This window comes from Paenibacillus sp. FSL L8-0663 (genome assembly GCF_038008125.1).
GTDB lineage: Bacteria > Bacillota > Bacilli > Paenibacillales > Paenibacillaceae > Paenibacillus > Paenibacillus polymyxa_D.
This window is the reverse complement of the sequence record NZ_JBBOYM010000001.1, coordinates 2,202,696-2,219,977: the sequence shown is the minus strand read 5'-3', so window position 1 is coordinate 2,219,977 and position 17,282 is coordinate 2,202,696. Positions and strand designations below refer to the sequence as shown.

Genomic DNA, 17,282 nt, shown 5'->3' with positions numbered 1-17,282 from the left:
GTCCACAGTATACTTTTACCTTTCACATCGGGGATTAAACGCAAAAAAGAGAAAATCTCTGCAAAGATTTTCTCTACTCATGTACTTATAGATGGTTGATTGAATTATTCCGAACTGGATTGACCTGTACACTCATGAAAAAGATGAGGTTCCAGCTTCTCTCCCGTTACGAGCTTCTGCACCAGTTGAGTCCCCGAGTCGGGGGTCATTTGACCATACCAGTCCCCTTGAGGATATACGATCACAACCGCAGCATCATGACAACGCCCATTACAGCGAGTTCTGGTCGTGTGAATATATGCTTCTGCATTTTGTTTACGAATTTCATCCCGAATTGCCTGTGTAACTTCTTCACCCTCATGTCGCATACATGTGCCTCCATTGCAGATCAACACATGATGCTTCATTGGTTCTAATTCAAAAATAGCCATAGCTTCCCCTTTAATCAACAGTTGTTGGTTTTAAATCAATGTTTATCTGGATAAAGAACAAGCTGTGCTTCCATCTGATCAGCTTCAATCGTCAGCACGATAAATGAATATTCGTCTTCGCCACGTTTGTCCGTCGGAGACCCCGGATTAAGGACAAGCTGACCGTCAATCGTTTTGACCACCGGAATATGCGAATGTCCATAAATCAGACAATCCAGCGTTTCTCCCTTAAACGTATTCAATGCGATATTTTCTGTCGTTCCTCGCCAGCCGTGACCGTGAACCATACCGATCCGCTTGCCTTGGGCTTCAACGATTCGCTGATAGCCTAGACGCTCCACGATGTCCACTCCATCATTGTTTCCGGCAATGCCTTGCACAGGCGCAAATTCAGCTAGACGTTCATATACGAACCAATCCGTCCAGTCTCCGGCATGGAGAATGAGGTCACTGCCTTTTAACTCCTGTACCAGTCGACTAGGCAGTGTTTTGCCTCTGTGCGGCATATGAGTGTCTGAAAGTACGATGATTTTCATATTAATTGCTCCTTACCAGCGTCTTTACACAGATGAACTTTGTTGCCCCACGCGCTGCTGAAGTGCCTGCTCCAAATCTCGCAGCGTAACGGTCTCGAAAAACGTCTGTATTTTCTGCTCTGCCACGGTATATAAACCATCCAACAATGCGTCTATGTTCCTGCCTACCTCACAATTAAGATTGCTATCGGTGTGGATGGCGAACAACGGACCTTCATCCTTAGTCGCTTCATAGATCATTTTCAGATTGATGTTTGAACTGGACATGCTTAGACGAAAGCCGCGTGCTCCAGGCGATGAATCAACCAAACCCGCTTGCTTGAGGCGGCTCATAATCCTTCTCACAACTACCGGGTTTGTATTGATGCTGGAAGCTATAAGTGACGATGTCATTCGCTCCGGTGCCCCTTCAGCCAGAAGAAGCAGACAATGGATACTAACGGAAAAATGGGTACTCATGTTAACCACCTTTATGTGTGTGCCTCATTAAATGTTTGATAAAATACTTGTTTCCATCATACCACAATAGAGGCACCAACACAGTGCTAACTGCACCTTACTCCGGAAAATAGTCATTTTCAGGACGTACTCGCACCTTTAATTGGCGCACACTATATTCCAACTGTTTTACGATATCCTCCAGTTGACGACGGTCAAGTCCATTAAGGTCGGCCGCTGGCTTGGGTGCATTTTTCAAATCACGTATGGTTGCCTGCTGCTCCTGCCACTTGTCCATCAGGTCGGCTATATTCGCATAAAAGCGTTCATAATCCTTGATCACTTCATCCAGAAAGGCATCTACCTCGTCCGGATCATAGCCGCGCATTTTATTCTTAAACTGTTTCTCATGAATGGAGAGCGCGTCCAGCTGAATGCCCAGTTGTTTAAACAACTGCTTTTGCTTATCCAGACGACGCTTCATATGTTCATCCATCGGTTATTCCCTCCTTAACACACTATTCTTTTTATATCACATTCTAGGCTGGGAATAAAAGTCTCTGCTGATTGCCCGGCCCTATGAACGGGTATAAAAGAGCATACGTGTCACTTATACAGACCACGAAGGGGAGAGATGATCATGAATCATTTGAACGATTCGCAGCTTGCAGAGCTGAAACATATGTTGTTGGAGCAGAAAAAGGATTTAGAAAAGCATTTTGAACAAAACGGTCAGGCAAACGCTCAATTGGGAGAAACACTGACAGATTCCACAGGTGAGCTCTCGTCCTATGACAATCACCCCGCTGATATAGGGACAGAAACCTTTGAACGGTCCCGTGATATGGCGATTAATGATTCGCTGCAAGACGAGCTGGAGCAAGTCAATGCAGCCCTTCAGCGGATAAAGGATGGGACATACGGAATTTGTGTGGAGAGCGGGGAAGAAATTCCTTTTGAACGGTTACAAGCCATTCCATATACAGCCTATACCGTCGAGCACACGCCAACTCGAGAATTATCGAATGACCGTCCGGTAGAGGAACAGGTCATGACTCCGCCGCCCAAGGGTGCAGGTGAGGTTCGCCAACGGAATGCAGGACGATTTGATGATGCGGGCGCATGGGACGCCGTGGAAAAATACGGTACATCGAACTCACCTGCAACTGCCGCCAAGCGTGATGTCACAGATTATGATGAAAATATGTGATGCTCGAATGCCCAAAGACTTATTGAAAATACCTATGTATTTGTCATCTAAAAAAGCAGCTTGTCCTTTTGACAAGGCTGCTTTTTAGATCTTCTAGGAATACGGTACACCGCTTATCCAATTTCTATCCGTTTCCGACTGCGAGCTGACTCAATACAAGCATCGATCACCTTCATATTGCTCACCGCATCTTCTGGCTCATACGGCAACGGGACACCGTCAAGCACTGCTTTAGCAAAAGCATCCGCTTGCAGTTCAAAAGAATTAAAACCTTTCAGACGTTCCTCACGCGTAACCGAACCGACGTGGACGAAAATTTGCGGTACCACAGACGTTCTTTCCCAGCCGAACATTTTGGGCATCGCAATCGTACCCTTGCTACCGAGAATTTCCATGTTGGAACGATTGGCTGCCCACATGCCACAATCGAAAGTAAGATTAACTCCACCTGGAAACTCCAGCAAGCCGGAAGCCATCATATCGACGTTGTCATGCTCCGGGGAAAATAAGGCATGTACCGTCACTGCCTCTGGCTCCCGATCCAAATACATACGAGCGGCTGATATTGGATAGACGCCCACATCATATAGCGAGCCGCCGCCCATGTTTTTATTAAAGCGTACATTATCTGCCTGATCGGTATTGTTAAACGTAAACGTGCAATGGATGCCGCGAATGTCACCAATTTCCCCACTATTGATAATTTCCTTAATTCTTCGATGTTTGGGATGATAGCGATACATAAAAGCCTCTGCAAAGATCACTCCTGCACGTTGACATGCTTCAATCATGCGGCTTGTACCGGCCGAGCTAAGAGAAGATGGTTTTTCACACAAAACGTGCTTCCCAGCCTCCGCCGCCCGAATGGTCCACTCTTCATGCAGATGGTTTGGCAACGGAATGTACACCGCTCCGATTTCGGGATCAGCCAACAGTTCATCATAGCTTCCATAACTTTTCGGAATATCGAACTCCCGGGCGGCCTCAGCGGCTTTATCCGCATTACGGCTAGCAATCCCAAGCACTTCTCCGCGTTCGGATTGCTGAATCGCAGGAATTACAGCGATTTGGGCGATCTCCGCAGTGCCTAAAATTCCCCATTTCAGCTTTCTACCCATCATTCTCATCCTTTCGTGGTTAGGAATAGTTGTCTTGTTCCGCTTTATGCAGCATACCTAAGCAACGGTCCAAATCAGCTTTGACCTGCTTCTTGTACAGTCGGGCTTTCTCCTCCCCATCATCTGTAAAGTGATAGAGTACAATCTCCTGAAAATCCACGCGCGGGTCTGTTCCTTTCAATCGCTTGGTACGGTAAAAAACGCCTTCCTGTACCAGCTCATGCAGCGCCCGATAAACCTCGCTCTGAGGCGGAACATATCCAAAGCCACTAAACTCATCCTTCATCGATTCGAGCATCTGATATCCATAACCGCGATGCCTCTCCACCATTGTGATCAGATAAATTTTGATAAAAGCCCGCTGGGATATCATAAACGCCATTTTACAGCCTCCTCCACACCTTATTCGTGCACCTTACCTTCCATTATAAACCACTCTGTGTCCATACACTATTTCCTTTGATGATATGAGAGCTTATGAGAACTCTCCATCCCTTGTGACCTGTTTTAAGATGGCGAGAGACATAGAATGAGGCGATATAGAGTAGTGTGCGAAGCGCTGAGAAATGAGTTTATGGTTTACTATTATGAATTTTTCATATTTTGAAATAATATAATATCAGTCAAAAAAGTATCCCTTGGCCTTATTTCTTGGCTTTGGGATACTCTTGTGAACATATGTGATTGGATTATCAAATCAAGCTTGCTTTTGTACGGCTGGCGGACTCCCAGTCGGGCGAGGACGAACCCGAAGCCCCACGATCCATTTGCCCAGAGGCAAACGTGCCAGCAGCCATGTTCCGGCAACGGAAAAGATCATACAGAGAACGAATGAAGCCAGCATACGAAGAACGTGGCTCCAGTCTGCAAACAACGTCTCGTCAAAATAATAGGTCACACGCAGCATAAAGGCATGCATGAGATACGCTCCATAGGACAACGTTCCGATGGCCGTCAGCATACTCGCCGCACGTCCCCCCTTATGAGCAATCCACGTCGCTACCCGATAAGCTACAAAAATAGACGCGACGCAATATACAGCCATGACCGGACGCAGCAGAGACAAATAGTTAAAGGAAAGAACTGTACCTTGCGGTGTCTGGAACTGACCGATCATCTCATACAGCAAGTAGCCAGTAATTACGATAAACAACGGCCAGTATATCATTTGTGCTTTGGTTACCCATGCATTCCAACGCTTGACGTTCATCCCGGCTGCCGCTCCCAGCACAAAATAAAAGAAAAAGTAGATCACATTCCGGTCAGCGTACAGGGTAAACCAAGAGGTAATGACCGGAAGCTGGAGCTTATCCATCGCTTGGTATACGGGTCCAACGGCGAACATGAGCAAAATATATAGCACGCCGAATACAGCCAATGCAGCGGGTCGCCATGTTGATGGCAGTAGCGCAGACAAACGACGGACAGCATAACGAAACACAGGAAATAACACATAACATTGAATAATCATTACGATGTACCACAGATGATAGCTACTTTTCCCGTTCAACAGCTTCTGGAAAAAATCCAGCGGGTGAATATATCCTCCACTTTGAGCAAGCTGATTTCCCAATTCGTATAAAAGAGACCATATGATATAAGGAACGATGATGTCCAGGAATCTTTTACGTAAAAACGTTCCGTACTTTAAGGCTCCATCATAATTGTAAAATAGCACCATTCCAGTGATAAATACAAACACAGGAACTGCAAATTTGGAACACAGCAGTAAAAGTGTCATCAATACCCCGTCCTGGACGCGCGCCCCCTGCGCAACCGCATAGTGTGCGACGGAATGCTGAAGAACAACGGCCGCAAAAGCCAGCCCTCTCAGCAAAGCGACTTCGGAAATTCTCTCTTTTTGACTCATGCCACTCTCCTGTTACATCTAGCAATTTATAAATCCAGGATTTTTTCAAAATCCTCAATCTATTATAACGACAATTCTGTAAAAATATATAGAAGGTTAAACGTGCCAACGGCAAGCTTAGCATCATTTATCTCAGATTTATTCTATGATCCACAAATATGTAAAAACAGCAGTCCTTCCTCTCGGGGAGACTGCTGCTGTAGAAACAACTCATATACAAAGGAGATAGGAAAGCCTGTTAAATCACGTTCTCAACTAGCCGTTAGGTTTTTACAGGTTCCTTCTCGTATCTGTGTATGCATCTGTACGCGGCGTGTCTGCCAACGTATCATCATACGTTCTGTAACGATCCGCATTCAGCGAACGGTTGGTGCGGAAAATATCATAAACATCCCTGTTATGGTCAGCGGAGTCCACCAGCACTAAAATCTTGCCCTGATCGACGTAAGTCTCGTATTGACGTGCATCATCTTCCGGAATACCCAGCCCGACCAGTCCACCGACCAAGCCACCTGCTCCCGCTCCGACAGCTGCTCCGGTAAGGGTAGCCGCGATAGGTCCAGCAGCGAGGATTGGTCCGATACCTGGAATAGCCAAGGCCCCGATGCCCGCCAGCAACCCAGCAACGCCGCCTACAACGCCGCCGGTAGCCGCACCGGTCGCTACACCCTCCGGTGCTTTGGTGCCTGTCTCTTCACTAATCGTCCTCAGCTCGTCACGGTCACGGGTGATCACAGAAATTTCACTGCTTGGGATTCCTTTGCTCTGCAATTGTCCTATCGCACGAGATGCTTCCTGCTCTGTATCAAAAACACCAACAATCTTCTTTTCATTATAATCGTTTAAGTTATTAGCCATGATAGTTACCTCCCAATATTTTGGTGTTGAGTGGTTCGTTTTTCATTACCCCGCTATTATGACGTTTAAACGATTTTACAAAAATTTAAAAAGTCTATTAGCATAAAACAGCTTTTATATTATTGCTTGCGCTTTGCTCTGTTGGTCGCCACAGCTTCTAGTGGATCTTCAGGCCAATAATGCTTGGGATATCTGCCTTTCAGGTCCTTTTTGACTTCAAAGTAAGCCTCGCTCCAGAAGCTGGACAAGTCGGACGTCACTTGGACAGGTCGCTGGGCAGGTGACAGTAAATGCAATACAATGGGTACGCGTCCGCGTCCAATACGGGGTGTATCCCTCATACCGAACAGCTCTTGTAGTCGTACGGCCAGCGCTGGTGCCTCAGGATTCGAATAATCGACAGGAATGCGGGAACCGCTGGGTACACGGATATGCGTCGGCGCTTCCTGATCAAGCTGCTGCCGCTGTTCCCAGTCCAGCCTGCCAAGCAGCAATGCAGCACTGTCCAGCCGTTGCAGATCGGATACGTTTTTGGCTCCTAGAGCAAAAGGCAACAGCCACGATTCCAGTGAATCCAGCAATGCCAATTCCGTGCAGTCCGGCCAGTCTTCAGGCGCTGAGAAGTGCATAAAAATCAAACGAGCCTGCAACTGGAGGGTTTGCCGATTCCATGACAACAGCTTCAGACCGCGTTCACGGACACCCTGCATCAAGGCGCCAGCAACTTCCTCTGCCGGAGGTCGCTCATAGGACGTTTCCTTTAAGACGAGTGAGCCCAGTCGCAGTACCTTGCGGGCTCTCACTGCTGAGGCGGAGTTATCCCAGTATACGCTGGCTTGTTCCAGCAACAAATCGCTGCAATGCTGGGTCAGCTCTTGCAGTTCAACCGGTGCCGCCAACTGAATGGCACCATCTGCTCCCTCGTCGTCCACTTCGGCGGCGACGAGATAGGATGAACGCGACATCCACTCCACTTGTCGGAGTCGCGTCCCTCGGCCGCCGCTAAGCAAAAAGCGGCCATCCCCCCGGCCCTGCGCGATCCGATCCGGATACGCAAAGGCCAACAGCAGCCCGCAAGCCGCGGAGCCGTCAGGCTCGTCCTGCGCTGCGGCTGCTGTCGGCAGCGTGGCTAGCAGCTGCCGGCTCTCTTGCACGATACGGCGAATCACCGTATCGTCTGCTGCCCGCAGCAGGCTGTGCGTACTGCGGGCATGGGCCGCCTCGCGCAGGGCATCCAGCCGCGGGCGCAAATCCGTTCCGCCATGTGCGCGGAACGGGTCCCGCTCTTGCAGCAGCGCAGCCAGACGGCTGGCGGTTGGTGCCAGGCCGAGTGCCGCAGCACGCAACAGCATGTGCCCAAGGCGCGGGTGCGTGCCCAGGGCGGACACCTCGCGCCCATGCGCGGTGATGCCGCCTGTAGTGCCATCGGCTGCTTCATCTAGGCAGCCGAGCTGGCGCAGCAGGTCTGTGGCCTGGCGGTACGCGGCCTCAGGCGGGGCATCCAGCCAGGCCAGCTCTGCGGGCTCGCGCACGCCCCAGGCCGCCAGCTCCAGCGCGAGCGGGGCCAGATCCGCTGCCGCGATTTCCGGGCGGCTGGCATCGGGGAGCGCGGCATGCTCCTGCGCGCTCCACAGCCGGTAGCATACGCCCGGCTGGAGGCGCCCCGCCCGTCCGCGCCGCTGGTCGGCGGAGGCCTTGGACACCTTGACGGTGGTCAAACGGCTCATGCCAGTTCGCGCGGAAAACACCGATTCCCGCGACAGTCCGCTATCGATCACCACCGTGATCCCGGCGATGGTCAAACTGGACTCGGCAATCGAGGTGGCCAATACCACTTTTCGACTGCCCGAAGCCGACGGGCGTATTGCCTCATCCTGCTGCTCCAGCTTCATGCTGCCGTACAGCGGAATGATCTTGACGTGTGCTGGTAAATGCTTTGAAGCCAATTCTCGTTCCGTTCTATGAATTTCTCTGGCCCCTGGTAAAAACACCAATAGATCGCCTTCATGAGCATGAAGCGCCTTTTCTACTGTCTCAGCCGTAAAGGACTCTAATGAGGTTGACGAAGGCTTGGACATATGGAAGGTTTCTACCGGAAATACGGTGCCTGGGCATTCCAGTAATGGCGCATCCCCTAATAGTCTACATACAGGCTCTGCCTCCAAGGTGGCAGACATGATCAATATCTTCAAATCCGGTCGCAGCAGCGCCTGGCTTTGCAGGGCAAGTGCCAATCCCAAGTCTGCATGCAGGCTGCGCTCATGAAACTCATCAAACATAATCAGCCCGACTCCCTCCAACGCCTGATCATGTTGCAACATCCGGGTGAGTACGCCTTCCGTAACCACCTCAATCCGCGTATTTGGCCCTACTTTTGTATCCATGCGAACCCGGTAGCCCACCGTCTTTCCGGTGGGCTCTCCCAGCGCTTTCGCCATTTGCGCTGCTGCTGCACGTGCTGCCAAACGCCTCGGCTCCAGCATAATTAACTTTTGCCCTGCCAGCCACGGCTCATTCAGTAGCTCCAGCGGTGTTACCGTCGTTTTCCCCGCTCCCGGCTGTGTAATCAGTACCGCCGCCGAATGAGATTGCAGTGTATGTTTAAGCTCGGGGATCACTTGCATAATAGGCAGTTGTTTATCTGTCAATGAAATCTCTCCAATGATACGCTTGATGCGTAGAATCTAAGTTTTAATTCTTTTATTATTGTGAATTTTTCATTACCTGTAATTATTGAATAGAAAAGGTTAAGCTGCCCTCTGGAACTTCTCCTCGGTCTGTCATACATAATTCTTCTAAATCTATTATACAGATATTTAAATTTCCCGTCTGACCATCGCGGCTATGTATGCTTCGTCTTTAGCTTCTATACCTATCGGGATGCACTCACGGCAAGATCATTTTATAATATAGTTGATATGGATTGCTGAAGGACGGAACATAGAATCGAGGTCACTTTCGTATGGAATTACAGGCCCAACCCATCAGAGGGCGATTTGCCCCAACACCATCGGGATGGATACACTTAGGAAATGCTCGTACCGCCTTATTATCCTGGCTGCACTTTCGTTCCCTGGGCGGAACCTATATTTTGCGCATGGAAGATATTGATATGACGCGAGCTCGCAGCCAGTTAGCGCAAGGAATAATGGAAGATTTGCGCTGGATCGGTCTGAACTGGGACGAAGGACCCGACGTAGGCGGTTCCTACGGTCCCTACACTCAAAGCCAGCGGCTGGATCGCTTCCAATCTGCATTGGAGAAGCTACAGGGGCATGATTTGCTATATCCTTGTTTTTGCAGTCGGGCTGACATTCTGGCTGCCGCTCATGCTCCACATGGACTGTCTGGTGAAGGACCCGCATATTCAGGGGCATGTCGTAACCTTAGCTCTCAAGATGCCGTAGCCAAAGCACAGCATAAACTCCCTTCACTTCGCTTTAAAGTACCGCAAAGTCCAGATGCCGTTATTTCGTTTCATGATCAGGTAGCAGGTCATGTGACCTTCGGTGCGGCAGAAGGCGGCGATTTTATCGTCAAACGAGCGGACGGCATGTTTTCCTATCAGCTGGCTGTCGTTGTCGATGATGCGGATATGCATATGACCGACGTACTCCGCGGGTATGATCTTCTCGATTCAACGCCCCGTCAGCTATTGCTGTACCAAGCTTTGGGCTTGCAGCCGCCACGTTTCGCACACGTTCCCCTTGTCCTAGGCCCTGATGGACGAAGGCTGGCAAAACGACATGGTGGCGTAGCACTCCGAGCCATGCGTCGACAAGGGGTCTCACCGGAAGCAGTCATTGGCTGGCTCGCCTATTTTTCAGGGCTGCTGGATTCACCCGAGCCTGTGAAGACAGTAGATTTAATCGATGACTTTCATTTAGACAAACTGCCCAAAGAATCCGTCATCCTGACGAAGCAATGCCACACGAGATTATCTGCACTGCAACAGTAATGAGGTAAAGCGTAGAAATTAAAGTGTACGGGCAAGGGCCTTCCGCCCTTCGCTCCTCTCGCTTCTATTCCTCCAGTCGCTTACGCATAGCGGACTCATATTCATAAAATACAGACGACGTATTCAGCCCTCTTTCCTCCAGCAGCATACGGAGACGAAGTGATTTTTCAGTCAGCCTGCGACTGATCCGCTCTTGCTCTCCCGCCTCATGACAAGCGTGAAGCAAATCACGTAGCTGGACACATTCCTTTTGCAGCTGAAGCTCTTCCGGTAAAATGCCTGCATTCTTCAACAGCTTGTACGACATCCGCAGCTCCTCTGGAACATGTGACAAATCCTCGATGACCAGTGGCTTGCCCGCTCCCGGTAGATGATCAAACTCACCTTTGGCCATCGCCTCGGCAATCTTCTGCTCTGCCATTCTGGAGAACATTTCCATCCACTCCTTGTATTAAGCATCCTATGTATAATCTATATTAAATAAACCCGGAGTTCTTTGCCACTGTAGCTTACATATCATTAGGATGTCTTGTATTCCTGTAGGAGAGAGCTGGTCATTCTTCGATCCCAAGCAATTGGCATACTTGTTCTCTATACTTTTTTGCCTTGCGTGTTCCATGAATGAGATTAGACAAGCGGCTAGCAGGAATATGGTAGGTATCACAAAATGTTCTCTGATCCATTTGCCTCTCGACTAGCTTTTCTTTGATTTTCCACCCAAAAGGGGTTACAGGATTTCTTTTGTTCAACAACGTTATCACCTCTTCATAGTATAGGATTTGGGATTTGGGATTTGGGATTTGGGATTTGGGATTTGGGATTTGGGATTTGGGATTTGGGATTTGGGATTTGGGATTTGGGATTTAGAATTTTGATTGGGGTTTGGAGATTGGAGATTGGATTTCACGCTCTTCCTTTAGCAACATGTCATGAACTCATTTGTTAGGATTTCATTTTGTATATTTGGTATTGATTCAATAGTTCATCCAGTTTCATGGATTGTTCAATCACTTTGGGATGCGTTAAAAATCCGTATTTCTTCTGGACTTGGTACAGTTTTTTTCTGGCCCGTTCGACACGAAGTAAAGTCACACCTGGATTCATCAGCATGATTCCCCCTTCTGTGTCATATCTTAATGCAAAACATAAATTTTTGGATTTTTTTAAAATACGCTTACCAAAAAAAAGCGCTTCTGGAATTCCAGAGGCACTTTTTTGGCGTTTTATGTTTATTTAAAATACAACATACTCCTACAAGATGAACTTAAAATCCAACTATTATTATTTCACTATGCAGTCGAATTTTGCTTCCTACGCCACCGTCCCTGTATTTCCTGAATAAAGTCCGATGAGGGTTAAAATCCGCTGCAAAAGCGACCGCTTTACTTGCACAGCAACACTGCCTTCTTCGTTTTCCATATACATTTTATTCAGCTTGAAATCAACACTTAGAAATGTTAATTACTACTAATAATAAAATAATCTATCTTTTCGCCCTTCTCTAACTAAACTTTCATATTTTGTACATAATCTAAAGTCTGCAAACTGTTTGAACTGCTCAAATAATCTTATACAGCTAATGAAAAAGGCTTCTTTGTTAATGACTAATGATTTAGATAAAGCGTCTAGTAAGTATTTAAATCCATATGAGTAATTACCTTTATCTAAGTAGTATTTAGCCAGTTCATATTTAAAACGTGTTGATTGTTCTGGAACCACTTGATGAGTGTACATATCAGCAGATGGTTGCTGTTGAGTGATCGAATCAATCTCCGTTTCGAACTGTTGAAGTATGTCATCCACATCAACTTGAAATCGGTTAGCCGCCATCATAATATTCAATAATTGAGTAACCATTTCTTTAGTGGTATTTGATGATACACTAATATATTCAACGTAATCCGGAAGCACACTTATATCTCCGGATAATAATTTATTAACGTAAGTATTACATAGCGCCCAATTTTGAAATAGTTTAATCCAATGCAGAGTATCCTCGTCCGTCTCTTTGACCCACTCTAAATTAACGTAGGCGTATGTATATTGTAGAGCTTGTTAGTAATTACTTTGGGCTTCACAGACGCTTGCACACAATAAATCAGCATAGGTGATATACACAAACAAAGGACGACTTAGCTTCTTTTCAAGTGCAGGCTTTCGTTTTTTCTGCTGATGCTCTAGCGCATATTGGATTTCCGCTTTACCTCTCATTTTGCGTGCTGTCACATCAAGCCGATCCCATAAGCGCAAAGAACGATACACATTCGCCAAATCCTTTAAGGCATCAAGCTGATCTATTTCATCCAGACGTTCCACAAAGGGTTCAAACAGTGTGGCTGCCTTGAGATTAAGGCTCTGATCATCTCCAACTTGAATCGTGAATATACGATATTGACAGATGGCCAAGCGTTCAGAATGCTGATATTTCTCCACTTCTGCGACATTCTCATAGAGAGGAAGCGCAGCAGCATGTTGTCCCTGTTCAAATAATGCTTCTGCAACATCGAATAGCCTAGTCGCATACAGCGGATTATCCATGATATCTCCAACCATTCGTCGGATTGCATCCAGCTTGTCCAGCTCCGCACAACGATACAATAATGGCTCGATTCGCCTAAAATTCGGTGAAAGTTCAATGATGTAATTTTCTATGTATAGATCGTAAAAATAGCCTTCTGGCAAATCCATAGCCACAGTAATTTGGTCCAGCTGCTGTACGGAAACAGGACGATGCTGAGTAATCCAATGACTAAGCGTTCTTTGATGAACCCTGAATATTCGGCAAATTGACTCAACGTCATATCATTTTGTTTTAGATAATCCTCAAACTCCGCTGAAATCGTAGGTGTATGTTTCAAGTCTTAACCACCCTTCACATAAAATTCCATTATTTTAAAAATCACGGAAGATTGTGAAAACGAATAGCAAAAGTGAAATTGGATTGCCGAAATAAAAGGTTTCACAGAGTTGACATGACTATTTCATTTCTCCATATTCTTTACTATTAGTAAATGATATAGAGTTCCCAGGTAATAACTCTGTTGAACCTCTTAATCAAATGAAAAATCCCCTGATTTTGATGTAATCAAGGGATACATAGGTTCATTTCTCTCGCATTGATAATGCTAAGTTGATTATTTCTCCAGTCACAATTCCTGTCAGAATTGCATAGATTCCCATAGCGCTCATCTGATATCCCAAAGCGTAAAATGTCCCTATCACTATTGCGTAGTTCAATAGAATCGTTGCATAACGTTTTAGAACCTTACTCATGGAAACCCTCATAAGCAACTCCCACCTTAATTTATACTTCAACCATTGTAAATGTTAAGTAATTGTTTCATAAAAGTAAGAGGAAATTTGTCGAATGAGAAATCCGTTAAAAAGAGATTTGCAACTATTCACTGCTGGGTAGGCCACGAAACAAGCCTTCTTTTTCATACCACCCACGCACTCACATGGAGTGCGAGCTTTAAGGGGGATACACCCCCTACTACCTATAAAATTTCAATCCACGCACTCCATACAGAGTGCGACAGCGAAAATGTAGTAATTCATACTCTAATTCCATCACATCCAATGCCAAGGAGGCTCGCCCTGGACGATCTCTAAGCAGAAAACCTACATAAGCATCGAGACCGACAGCTTCCAGTGCGGATTTCATATCGTTGGACAGCAGTGTATAGACAAAAGATAATAGGGTATTCACGTTATCTAACGGCGGGCGTTTATGGCGTCCATGGAAGTAAAAATCATCTTTTTGCTGCAAGATCAGATCATCCCACACGGAATTGTACTGAACCACCGTCGTCCCCTCCAAACCGCTAATATGTCCAGTTCCTCCACTTCTCGGATTTGCTTCATGATCCGGTCACCACTTTATGTGACCAGGTGACGAGGCTACTACGTCATTATCCACGCACTCATATAGAGTGCGACTTGTCGGCATCTTGCGGATTAGCTTGGATGTGTTGAAGCAATTTCAATCCACGCACTCATATAGAGTGCGACGATACTTCAAATTATCCAGAAGCTGCCTGGGTAGGTATTTCAATCCACGCACTCATATAGAGTGCGACGCTCTTGGTAAATCTTTGAGCTTGGTTACGTGTGGATTTCAATCCACGCACTCATATAGAGTGCGACTACAATTGTTTACAGTAAGAAAGGAGGATAGACAAATATTTCAATCCACGCACTCATATAGAGTGCGACAGCGAAAATGGGTCAAATGCCCCCTATTTAAATAACATTCTAGCGTTATTTTGGCAAAAACGCATCTAATATTACCTCATCCTCTTGCGATCGTTTAAAACTTGTTCACATTCGATATAATTCGACAAAATCTGAGGTGCGAATCTCTCGGAGAATTCATGTGAGCTTCACATTCGCACCTGAACAGACTCGCTTTTTGGCTTAGCAACAAATACCTGCCTGGACTTATTTCACCTCTGCCAGTTCTGCCACCTGTGAAGGAGGAAGCGCACATTCGAATATATTTAATTCATCGATAGCGCATTTAAAAGCAGGGTTCCACCAGTTAACTCCAAAGCTGAACGTTCGGGCTTTGGGTAAATACATCCGAAAATATCCACTACATTGATCAGAAAAATACCTTTATGTTTTCGAAAATCATAAAGGTATTTGTAAAATATTTTATGAAAACGTTCAGCAAAAGTTGAGTTATTAACCCTGTTCATCATACCGGCTGCATTACCCTCATAAACCTTCCCATCCGTTCCAGTGCCTTCTCCAAATCGACGAGCGAGGCTGCATATGAGCAGCGAATAAAGCCCTCTCCGCCTGATCCGAATACATGTCCCGGTACGACCGCCACCTTCGCTTCCTTCAGCATACGAAGTGCAAACTGCTCAGATGACATGCCAGTAGAAGTAATTGAAGGAAAGGCATAGAAAGCCCCTTCAGGCTCATGACAAGCAAGCCCGATTGCATTCAAGCCGGCCACAAACAGCTTGCGACGTTCGTTGTAGCTCGCCATCATCTCATCCTTGGCAGCCAAGCCATGACGCAATGATTCCAGCGCGGCTATCTGTGCAATGGTGGGCGCACACATGGCTGTGTACTGGTGGATTTTCAGCATGCTGGCGATCAGCTCACGCGGACCGCACGCATAGCCTACCCGCCAGCCTGTCATCGCAAATGCTTTGGAAAAACCGCTGATAACAATCGTACGCTCCTTCATGCCCGGCAAAGAGGCGATACTGACATGCTTTCTCCCGTAAGTCAGTTCGGCATACACTTCATCCGAAACGACGACCAGATTATGTTTGATAATGAGCTCTGTAATCGGTAGCCAATCCTGCTCCGTCATAACTGTTCCTGTCGGATTACAGGGGTAATTGATCATTAAAACCTTTGAATAAGGTGTAATTGCCACTTGCAGCGCTTGCGGGGTCAGCTTGAATTGCTCCTCTGCCGTAGCCACTACCTCTATAATTTTACCACCATGCAGATGGGTAATGGGTTCATAGGCAATATAGCTTGGGGCTGGAATCAGCACCTCGTCACCCGGATCGATCACTGCTCGTAGCGCCAGGTCGACGGCTTCACTGCTCCCCACCGTCACGATCATTTCGTGCTCAGGATCATAGGAAAGCGCGAAGCTGCCGGAAAAATAAGCAGAGATCTCCTCCCGCAGCTCCATCAAGCCGGCATTCGAAGTATATTTCGTCTGTCCTTCACGCAATGCCTGAATGCAAGCTTCACGCACCTTTTCCGGTGTAACGAAATCAGGCTCTCCGACCCCAAGGGCGATTGTATCTCCTCCTGCTGCATTCAGATCAAAAAAAGCGCGAATTCCCGATGGCCGAATATCCCGTACACGCGAGGATAGAAACCGCCCTGCACCCTTTTCAATAAACATATTACGCCACCCCCCATTCCTGTTTCCGCTCATGGAGCGAACTGGCAATAATATGGTCCAGCAGCTGTGTAAAAGTTATACCCGCAGCTGCCGCACTTTTCGGAAGCAGGCTATTGGCGGTCATTCCCGGTAATGTGTTCACTTCCAGCACGTAAGGCCTATCCTGACACAAAATCATATCGACCCTTGCATAGACCTTGCATTGCAGCAGTCGGTAGCTGGCCAGTGCCGCCTCGCGCACACGATGCTCAATAACGGGAGGAAGCTCGATCACCTCCTCCTTAGCACCACCGACCTCATATTTAGCTTTGTAGTCGAACCACTTCGAACGAGCGGAGCTAATACCAATAATCGGCAATACCTCGCCGTCCACGATCGAGCAGGTAATCTCGGTCCCTTTATAATAGGGCTCAATCAAAATCGCTTGATCCAAGCTGCAAGCCTCCTGAACAGCCGGTAGCAGCTCCTTCTCATTCTGTACAAGCTGGATGCCGATGCTTGATCCCCCCGTATTCGGCTTCACAATAACCGGGTAGCCCAGACGCTCCACTACCTGCGGATCATAATCGTCCATCCCCTGCCAGTAAAGGCCTGAAGGCGTATGCACACCCGCTGCCTTCAACAGCATCTTGGACAACTGCTTATTCATGCATAAGCTGCTTGCCAGGACACCACTGCCTGTGTAGGGAATGCCCAGCGTCTCCAGCGCTCCCTGCACCGTGCCGTCCTCGCCATACTGACCATGCAGTGCCAGCAGCGCGATATCGATGCCGGCCTGCTGAACCTGCGTGATTAAATCCGCTCGCTGCTCGATCACCATTGGAACCACTTCATAACGGCTGCGATCCAAATGATTGATCATCTCTTGACCTGTCTGCAGAGAAATCTCACGCTCAGAGGAAATACCGCCCATAATAACGCCAATTTTCATCATGACACCTCATTTTTCTTCAAAATTATTATGTGGCTACGGATTGTT

General features: G+C 47.3%; 17 protein-coding genes, 2 pseudogenes and 1 CRISPR repeat array. Of the genes and pseudogenes, 2 read left to right on the top strand and 17 right to left on the bottom strand.

Annotated features, from left to right (window positions below):
- Window positions 1–104: 104 nt before the first annotated feature.
- From MKY75_RS10225 to MKY75_RS10210, 4 genes are all read right to left on the bottom strand, one after another.
- Window positions 105–431 carry a (2Fe-2S) ferredoxin domain-containing protein gene (locus tag MKY75_RS10225; protein ID WP_061830316.1) on the bottom strand — a complete coding sequence of 109 codons (327 nt, stop codon included), beginning with the start codon at window positions 429–431 and terminating at the stop codon, window positions 105–107.
- A gap of 35 nt (window positions 432–466) precedes the next feature.
- Window positions 467–967: a metallophosphoesterase family protein gene (locus tag MKY75_RS10220; RefSeq protein ID WP_340885145.1), complete on the bottom strand. Its 501-nt coding sequence runs from the start codon at window positions 965–967 to the stop codon at window positions 467–469.
- A gap of 24 nt (window positions 968–991) precedes the next feature.
- A complete protein-coding gene (locus MKY75_RS10215) occupies window positions 992–1,426 on the bottom strand; it encodes an Rrf2 family transcriptional regulator (protein ID WP_029519039.1) in 435 nt (144 codons plus the stop codon).
- A 97-nt stretch (window positions 1,427–1,523) separates the two neighbouring features.
- On the bottom strand, window positions 1,524–1,901 hold the full coding sequence (locus MKY75_RS10210; protein WP_023988297.1) for a DivIVA domain-containing protein: 378 nt from the start codon (window positions 1,899–1,901) through the stop codon (window positions 1,524–1,526).
- 144 nt (window positions 1,902–2,045) lie between these two features.
- On the opposite strand from MKY75_RS10210, the gene MKY75_RS10205 reads away from it, so the two are divergent.
- Window positions 2,046–2,615 carry a TraR/DksA C4-type zinc finger protein gene (locus tag MKY75_RS10205; protein ID WP_029519038.1) on the top strand — a complete coding sequence of 190 codons (570 nt, stop codon included), beginning with the start codon at window positions 2,046–2,048 and terminating at the stop codon, window positions 2,613–2,615.
- 113 nt (window positions 2,616–2,728) lie between these two features.
- Here MKY75_RS10205 and MKY75_RS10200 read toward each other — a convergent pair whose 3' ends face one another.
- From MKY75_RS10200 to hrpB, 5 genes are all read right to left on the bottom strand, one after another.
- Complete coding sequence (locus MKY75_RS10200) at window positions 2,729–3,733, bottom strand: Gfo/Idh/MocA family protein (protein WP_061830313.1); 1,005 nt, start codon at window positions 3,731–3,733, stop codon at window positions 2,729–2,731.
- A 19-nt stretch (window positions 3,734–3,752) separates the two neighbouring features.
- Entirely contained in the window at window positions 3,753–4,115 is a 363-nt protein-coding gene (locus MKY75_RS10195) for a helix-turn-helix transcriptional regulator (protein WP_013310011.1), read from the bottom strand.
- Between the two features lie 315 nt (window positions 4,116–4,430).
- Window positions 4,431–5,603 (bottom strand): acyltransferase, encoded by a 1,173-nt coding sequence (locus MKY75_RS10190; protein WP_029519036.1) that lies wholly within the window; start codon window positions 5,601–5,603, stop codon window positions 4,431–4,433.
- Between the two features lie 270 nt (window positions 5,604–5,873).
- Complete coding sequence (locus MKY75_RS10185; protein ID WP_029519034.1) at window positions 5,874–6,461, bottom strand: general stress protein; 588 nt, start codon at window positions 6,459–6,461, stop codon at window positions 5,874–5,876.
- 119 nt (window positions 6,462–6,580) lie between these two features.
- Window positions 6,581–9,109, bottom strand: a complete 2,529-nt coding sequence (hrpB, locus tag MKY75_RS10180) for an ATP-dependent helicase HrpB (protein ID WP_340885143.1) — start codon at window positions 9,107–9,109, stop codon at window positions 6,581–6,583.
- 314 nt (window positions 9,110–9,423) lie between these two features.
- Between hrpB and gluQRS the strand changes: the two genes are divergently transcribed.
- Complete coding sequence (gluQRS, locus tag MKY75_RS10175) at window positions 9,424–10,419, top strand: tRNA glutamyl-Q(34) synthetase GluQRS (RefSeq protein WP_340885140.1); 996 nt, start codon at window positions 9,424–9,426, stop codon at window positions 10,417–10,419.
- A 64-nt stretch (window positions 10,420–10,483) separates the two neighbouring features.
- Here gluQRS and MKY75_RS10170 read toward each other — a convergent pair whose 3' ends face one another.
- The 8 genes and pseudogenes from MKY75_RS10170 to MKY75_RS10135 form a co-directional block, all read right to left on the bottom strand.
- Window positions 10,484–10,858 (bottom strand): DnaJ family domain-containing protein, encoded by a 375-nt coding sequence (locus MKY75_RS10170; protein WP_049827672.1) that lies wholly within the window; start codon window positions 10,856–10,858, stop codon window positions 10,484–10,486.
- Between the two features lie 115 nt (window positions 10,859–10,973).
- On the bottom strand, window positions 10,974–11,168 hold the full coding sequence (locus MKY75_RS10165; RefSeq protein WP_340885137.1) for an XRE family transcriptional regulator: 195 nt from the start codon (window positions 11,166–11,168) through the stop codon (window positions 10,974–10,976).
- 193 nt (window positions 11,169–11,361) lie between these two features.
- On the bottom strand, window positions 11,362–11,529 hold the full coding sequence (locus tag MKY75_RS10160) for an aspartyl-phosphate phosphatase Spo0E family protein (RefSeq protein ID WP_340885134.1): 168 nt from the start codon (window positions 11,527–11,529) through the stop codon (window positions 11,362–11,364).
- Window positions 11,530–11,886: 357 nt separating this feature from the next.
- Window positions 11,887–13,277, bottom strand: a pseudogene (locus MKY75_RS10155) (helix-turn-helix domain-containing protein).
- A gap of 707 nt (window positions 13,278–13,984) precedes the next feature.
- Window positions 13,985–14,283, bottom strand: a pseudogene (gene cas1, locus MKY75_RS10150) (CRISPR-associated endonuclease Cas1); the annotation flags it as partial.
- Between the two features lie 43 nt (window positions 14,284–14,326).
- A CRISPR array of direct repeats spans window positions 14,327–14,634; the repeat unit is 32 nt; unit sequence ATTTCAATCCACGCACTCATATAGAGTGCGAC.
- 225 nt (window positions 14,635–14,859) lie between these two features.
- Window positions 14,860–15,000, bottom strand: coding sequence for a hypothetical protein (locus tag MKY75_RS10145; protein WP_185156351.1), 141 nt, complete (start codon window positions 14,998–15,000; stop codon window positions 14,860–14,862).
- 118 nt (window positions 15,001–15,118) lie between these two features.
- Window positions 15,119–16,303, bottom strand: coding sequence for an aminotransferase class I/II-fold pyridoxal phosphate-dependent enzyme (locus MKY75_RS10140; protein WP_340885133.1), 1,185 nt, complete (start codon window positions 16,301–16,303; stop codon window positions 15,119–15,121).
- Window position 16,304: 1 nt separating this feature from the next.
- Window positions 16,305–17,234, bottom strand: coding sequence for a D-alanine--D-alanine ligase (locus tag MKY75_RS10135; RefSeq protein ID WP_340887084.1), 930 nt, complete (start codon window positions 17,232–17,234; stop codon window positions 16,305–16,307).
- Window positions 17,235–17,282 lie beyond the last annotated feature (48 nt).

Excerpts from the sequence above, each read along its gene's own strand:
- gluQRS (WP_340885140.1), top strand. The coding sequence starts at position 9,424 with ATGGAATTACAGGCCCAACCCATCAGAGGGCGATTTGCCCCAACACCA.
- MKY75_RS10215 (WP_029519039.1), bottom strand. The coding sequence starts at position 1,426 with ATGAGTACCCATTTTTCCGTTAGTATCCATTGTCTGCTTCTTCTGGCT.
- MKY75_RS10200 (WP_061830313.1), bottom strand. The coding sequence starts at position 3,733 with ATGGGTAGAAAGCTGAAATGGGGAATTTTAGGCACTGCGGAGATCGCC.
- MKY75_RS10185 (WP_029519034.1), bottom strand. The coding sequence starts at position 6,461 with ATGGCTAATAACTTAAACGATTATAATGAAAAGAAGATTGTTGGTGTT.
- MKY75_RS10205 (WP_029519038.1), top strand. The coding sequence starts at position 2,046 with ATGAATCATTTGAACGATTCGCAGCTTGCAGAGCTGAAACATATGTTG.
- MKY75_RS10160 (WP_340885134.1), bottom strand. The coding sequence starts at position 11,529 with ATGCTGATGAATCCAGGTGTGACTTTACTTCGTGTCGAACGGGCCAGA.
- MKY75_RS10190 (WP_029519036.1), bottom strand. The coding sequence starts at position 5,603 with ATGAGTCAAAAAGAGAGAATTTCCGAAGTCGCTTTGCTGAGAGGGCTG.
- MKY75_RS10135 (WP_340887084.1), bottom strand. The coding sequence starts at position 17,234 with ATGAAAATTGGCGTTATTATGGGCGGTATTTCCTCTGAGCGTGAGATT.
- MKY75_RS10210 (WP_023988297.1), bottom strand. The coding sequence starts at position 1,901 with ATGGATGAACATATGAAGCGTCGTCTGGATAAGCAAAAGCAGTTGTTT.
- MKY75_RS10225 (WP_061830316.1), bottom strand. The coding sequence starts at position 431 with ATGGCTATTTTTGAATTAGAACCAATGAAGCATCATGTGTTGATCTGC.
- MKY75_RS10170 (WP_049827672.1), bottom strand. The coding sequence starts at position 10,858 with ATGGAAATGTTCTCCAGAATGGCAGAGCAGAAGATTGCCGAGGCGATG.
- MKY75_RS10220 (WP_340885145.1), bottom strand. The coding sequence starts at position 967 with ATGAAAATCATCGTACTTTCAGACACTCATATGCCGCACAGAGGCAAA.
- MKY75_RS10140 (WP_340885133.1), bottom strand. The coding sequence starts at position 16,303 with ATGTTTATTGAAAAGGGTGCAGGGCGGTTTCTATCCTCGCGTGTACGG.
- MKY75_RS10145 (WP_185156351.1), bottom strand. The coding sequence starts at position 15,000 with ATGTATTTACCCAAAGCCCGAACGTTCAGCTTTGGAGTTAACTGGTGG.
- MKY75_RS10195 (WP_013310011.1), bottom strand. The coding sequence starts at position 4,115 with ATGGCGTTTATGATATCCCAGCGGGCTTTTATCAAAATTTATCTGATC.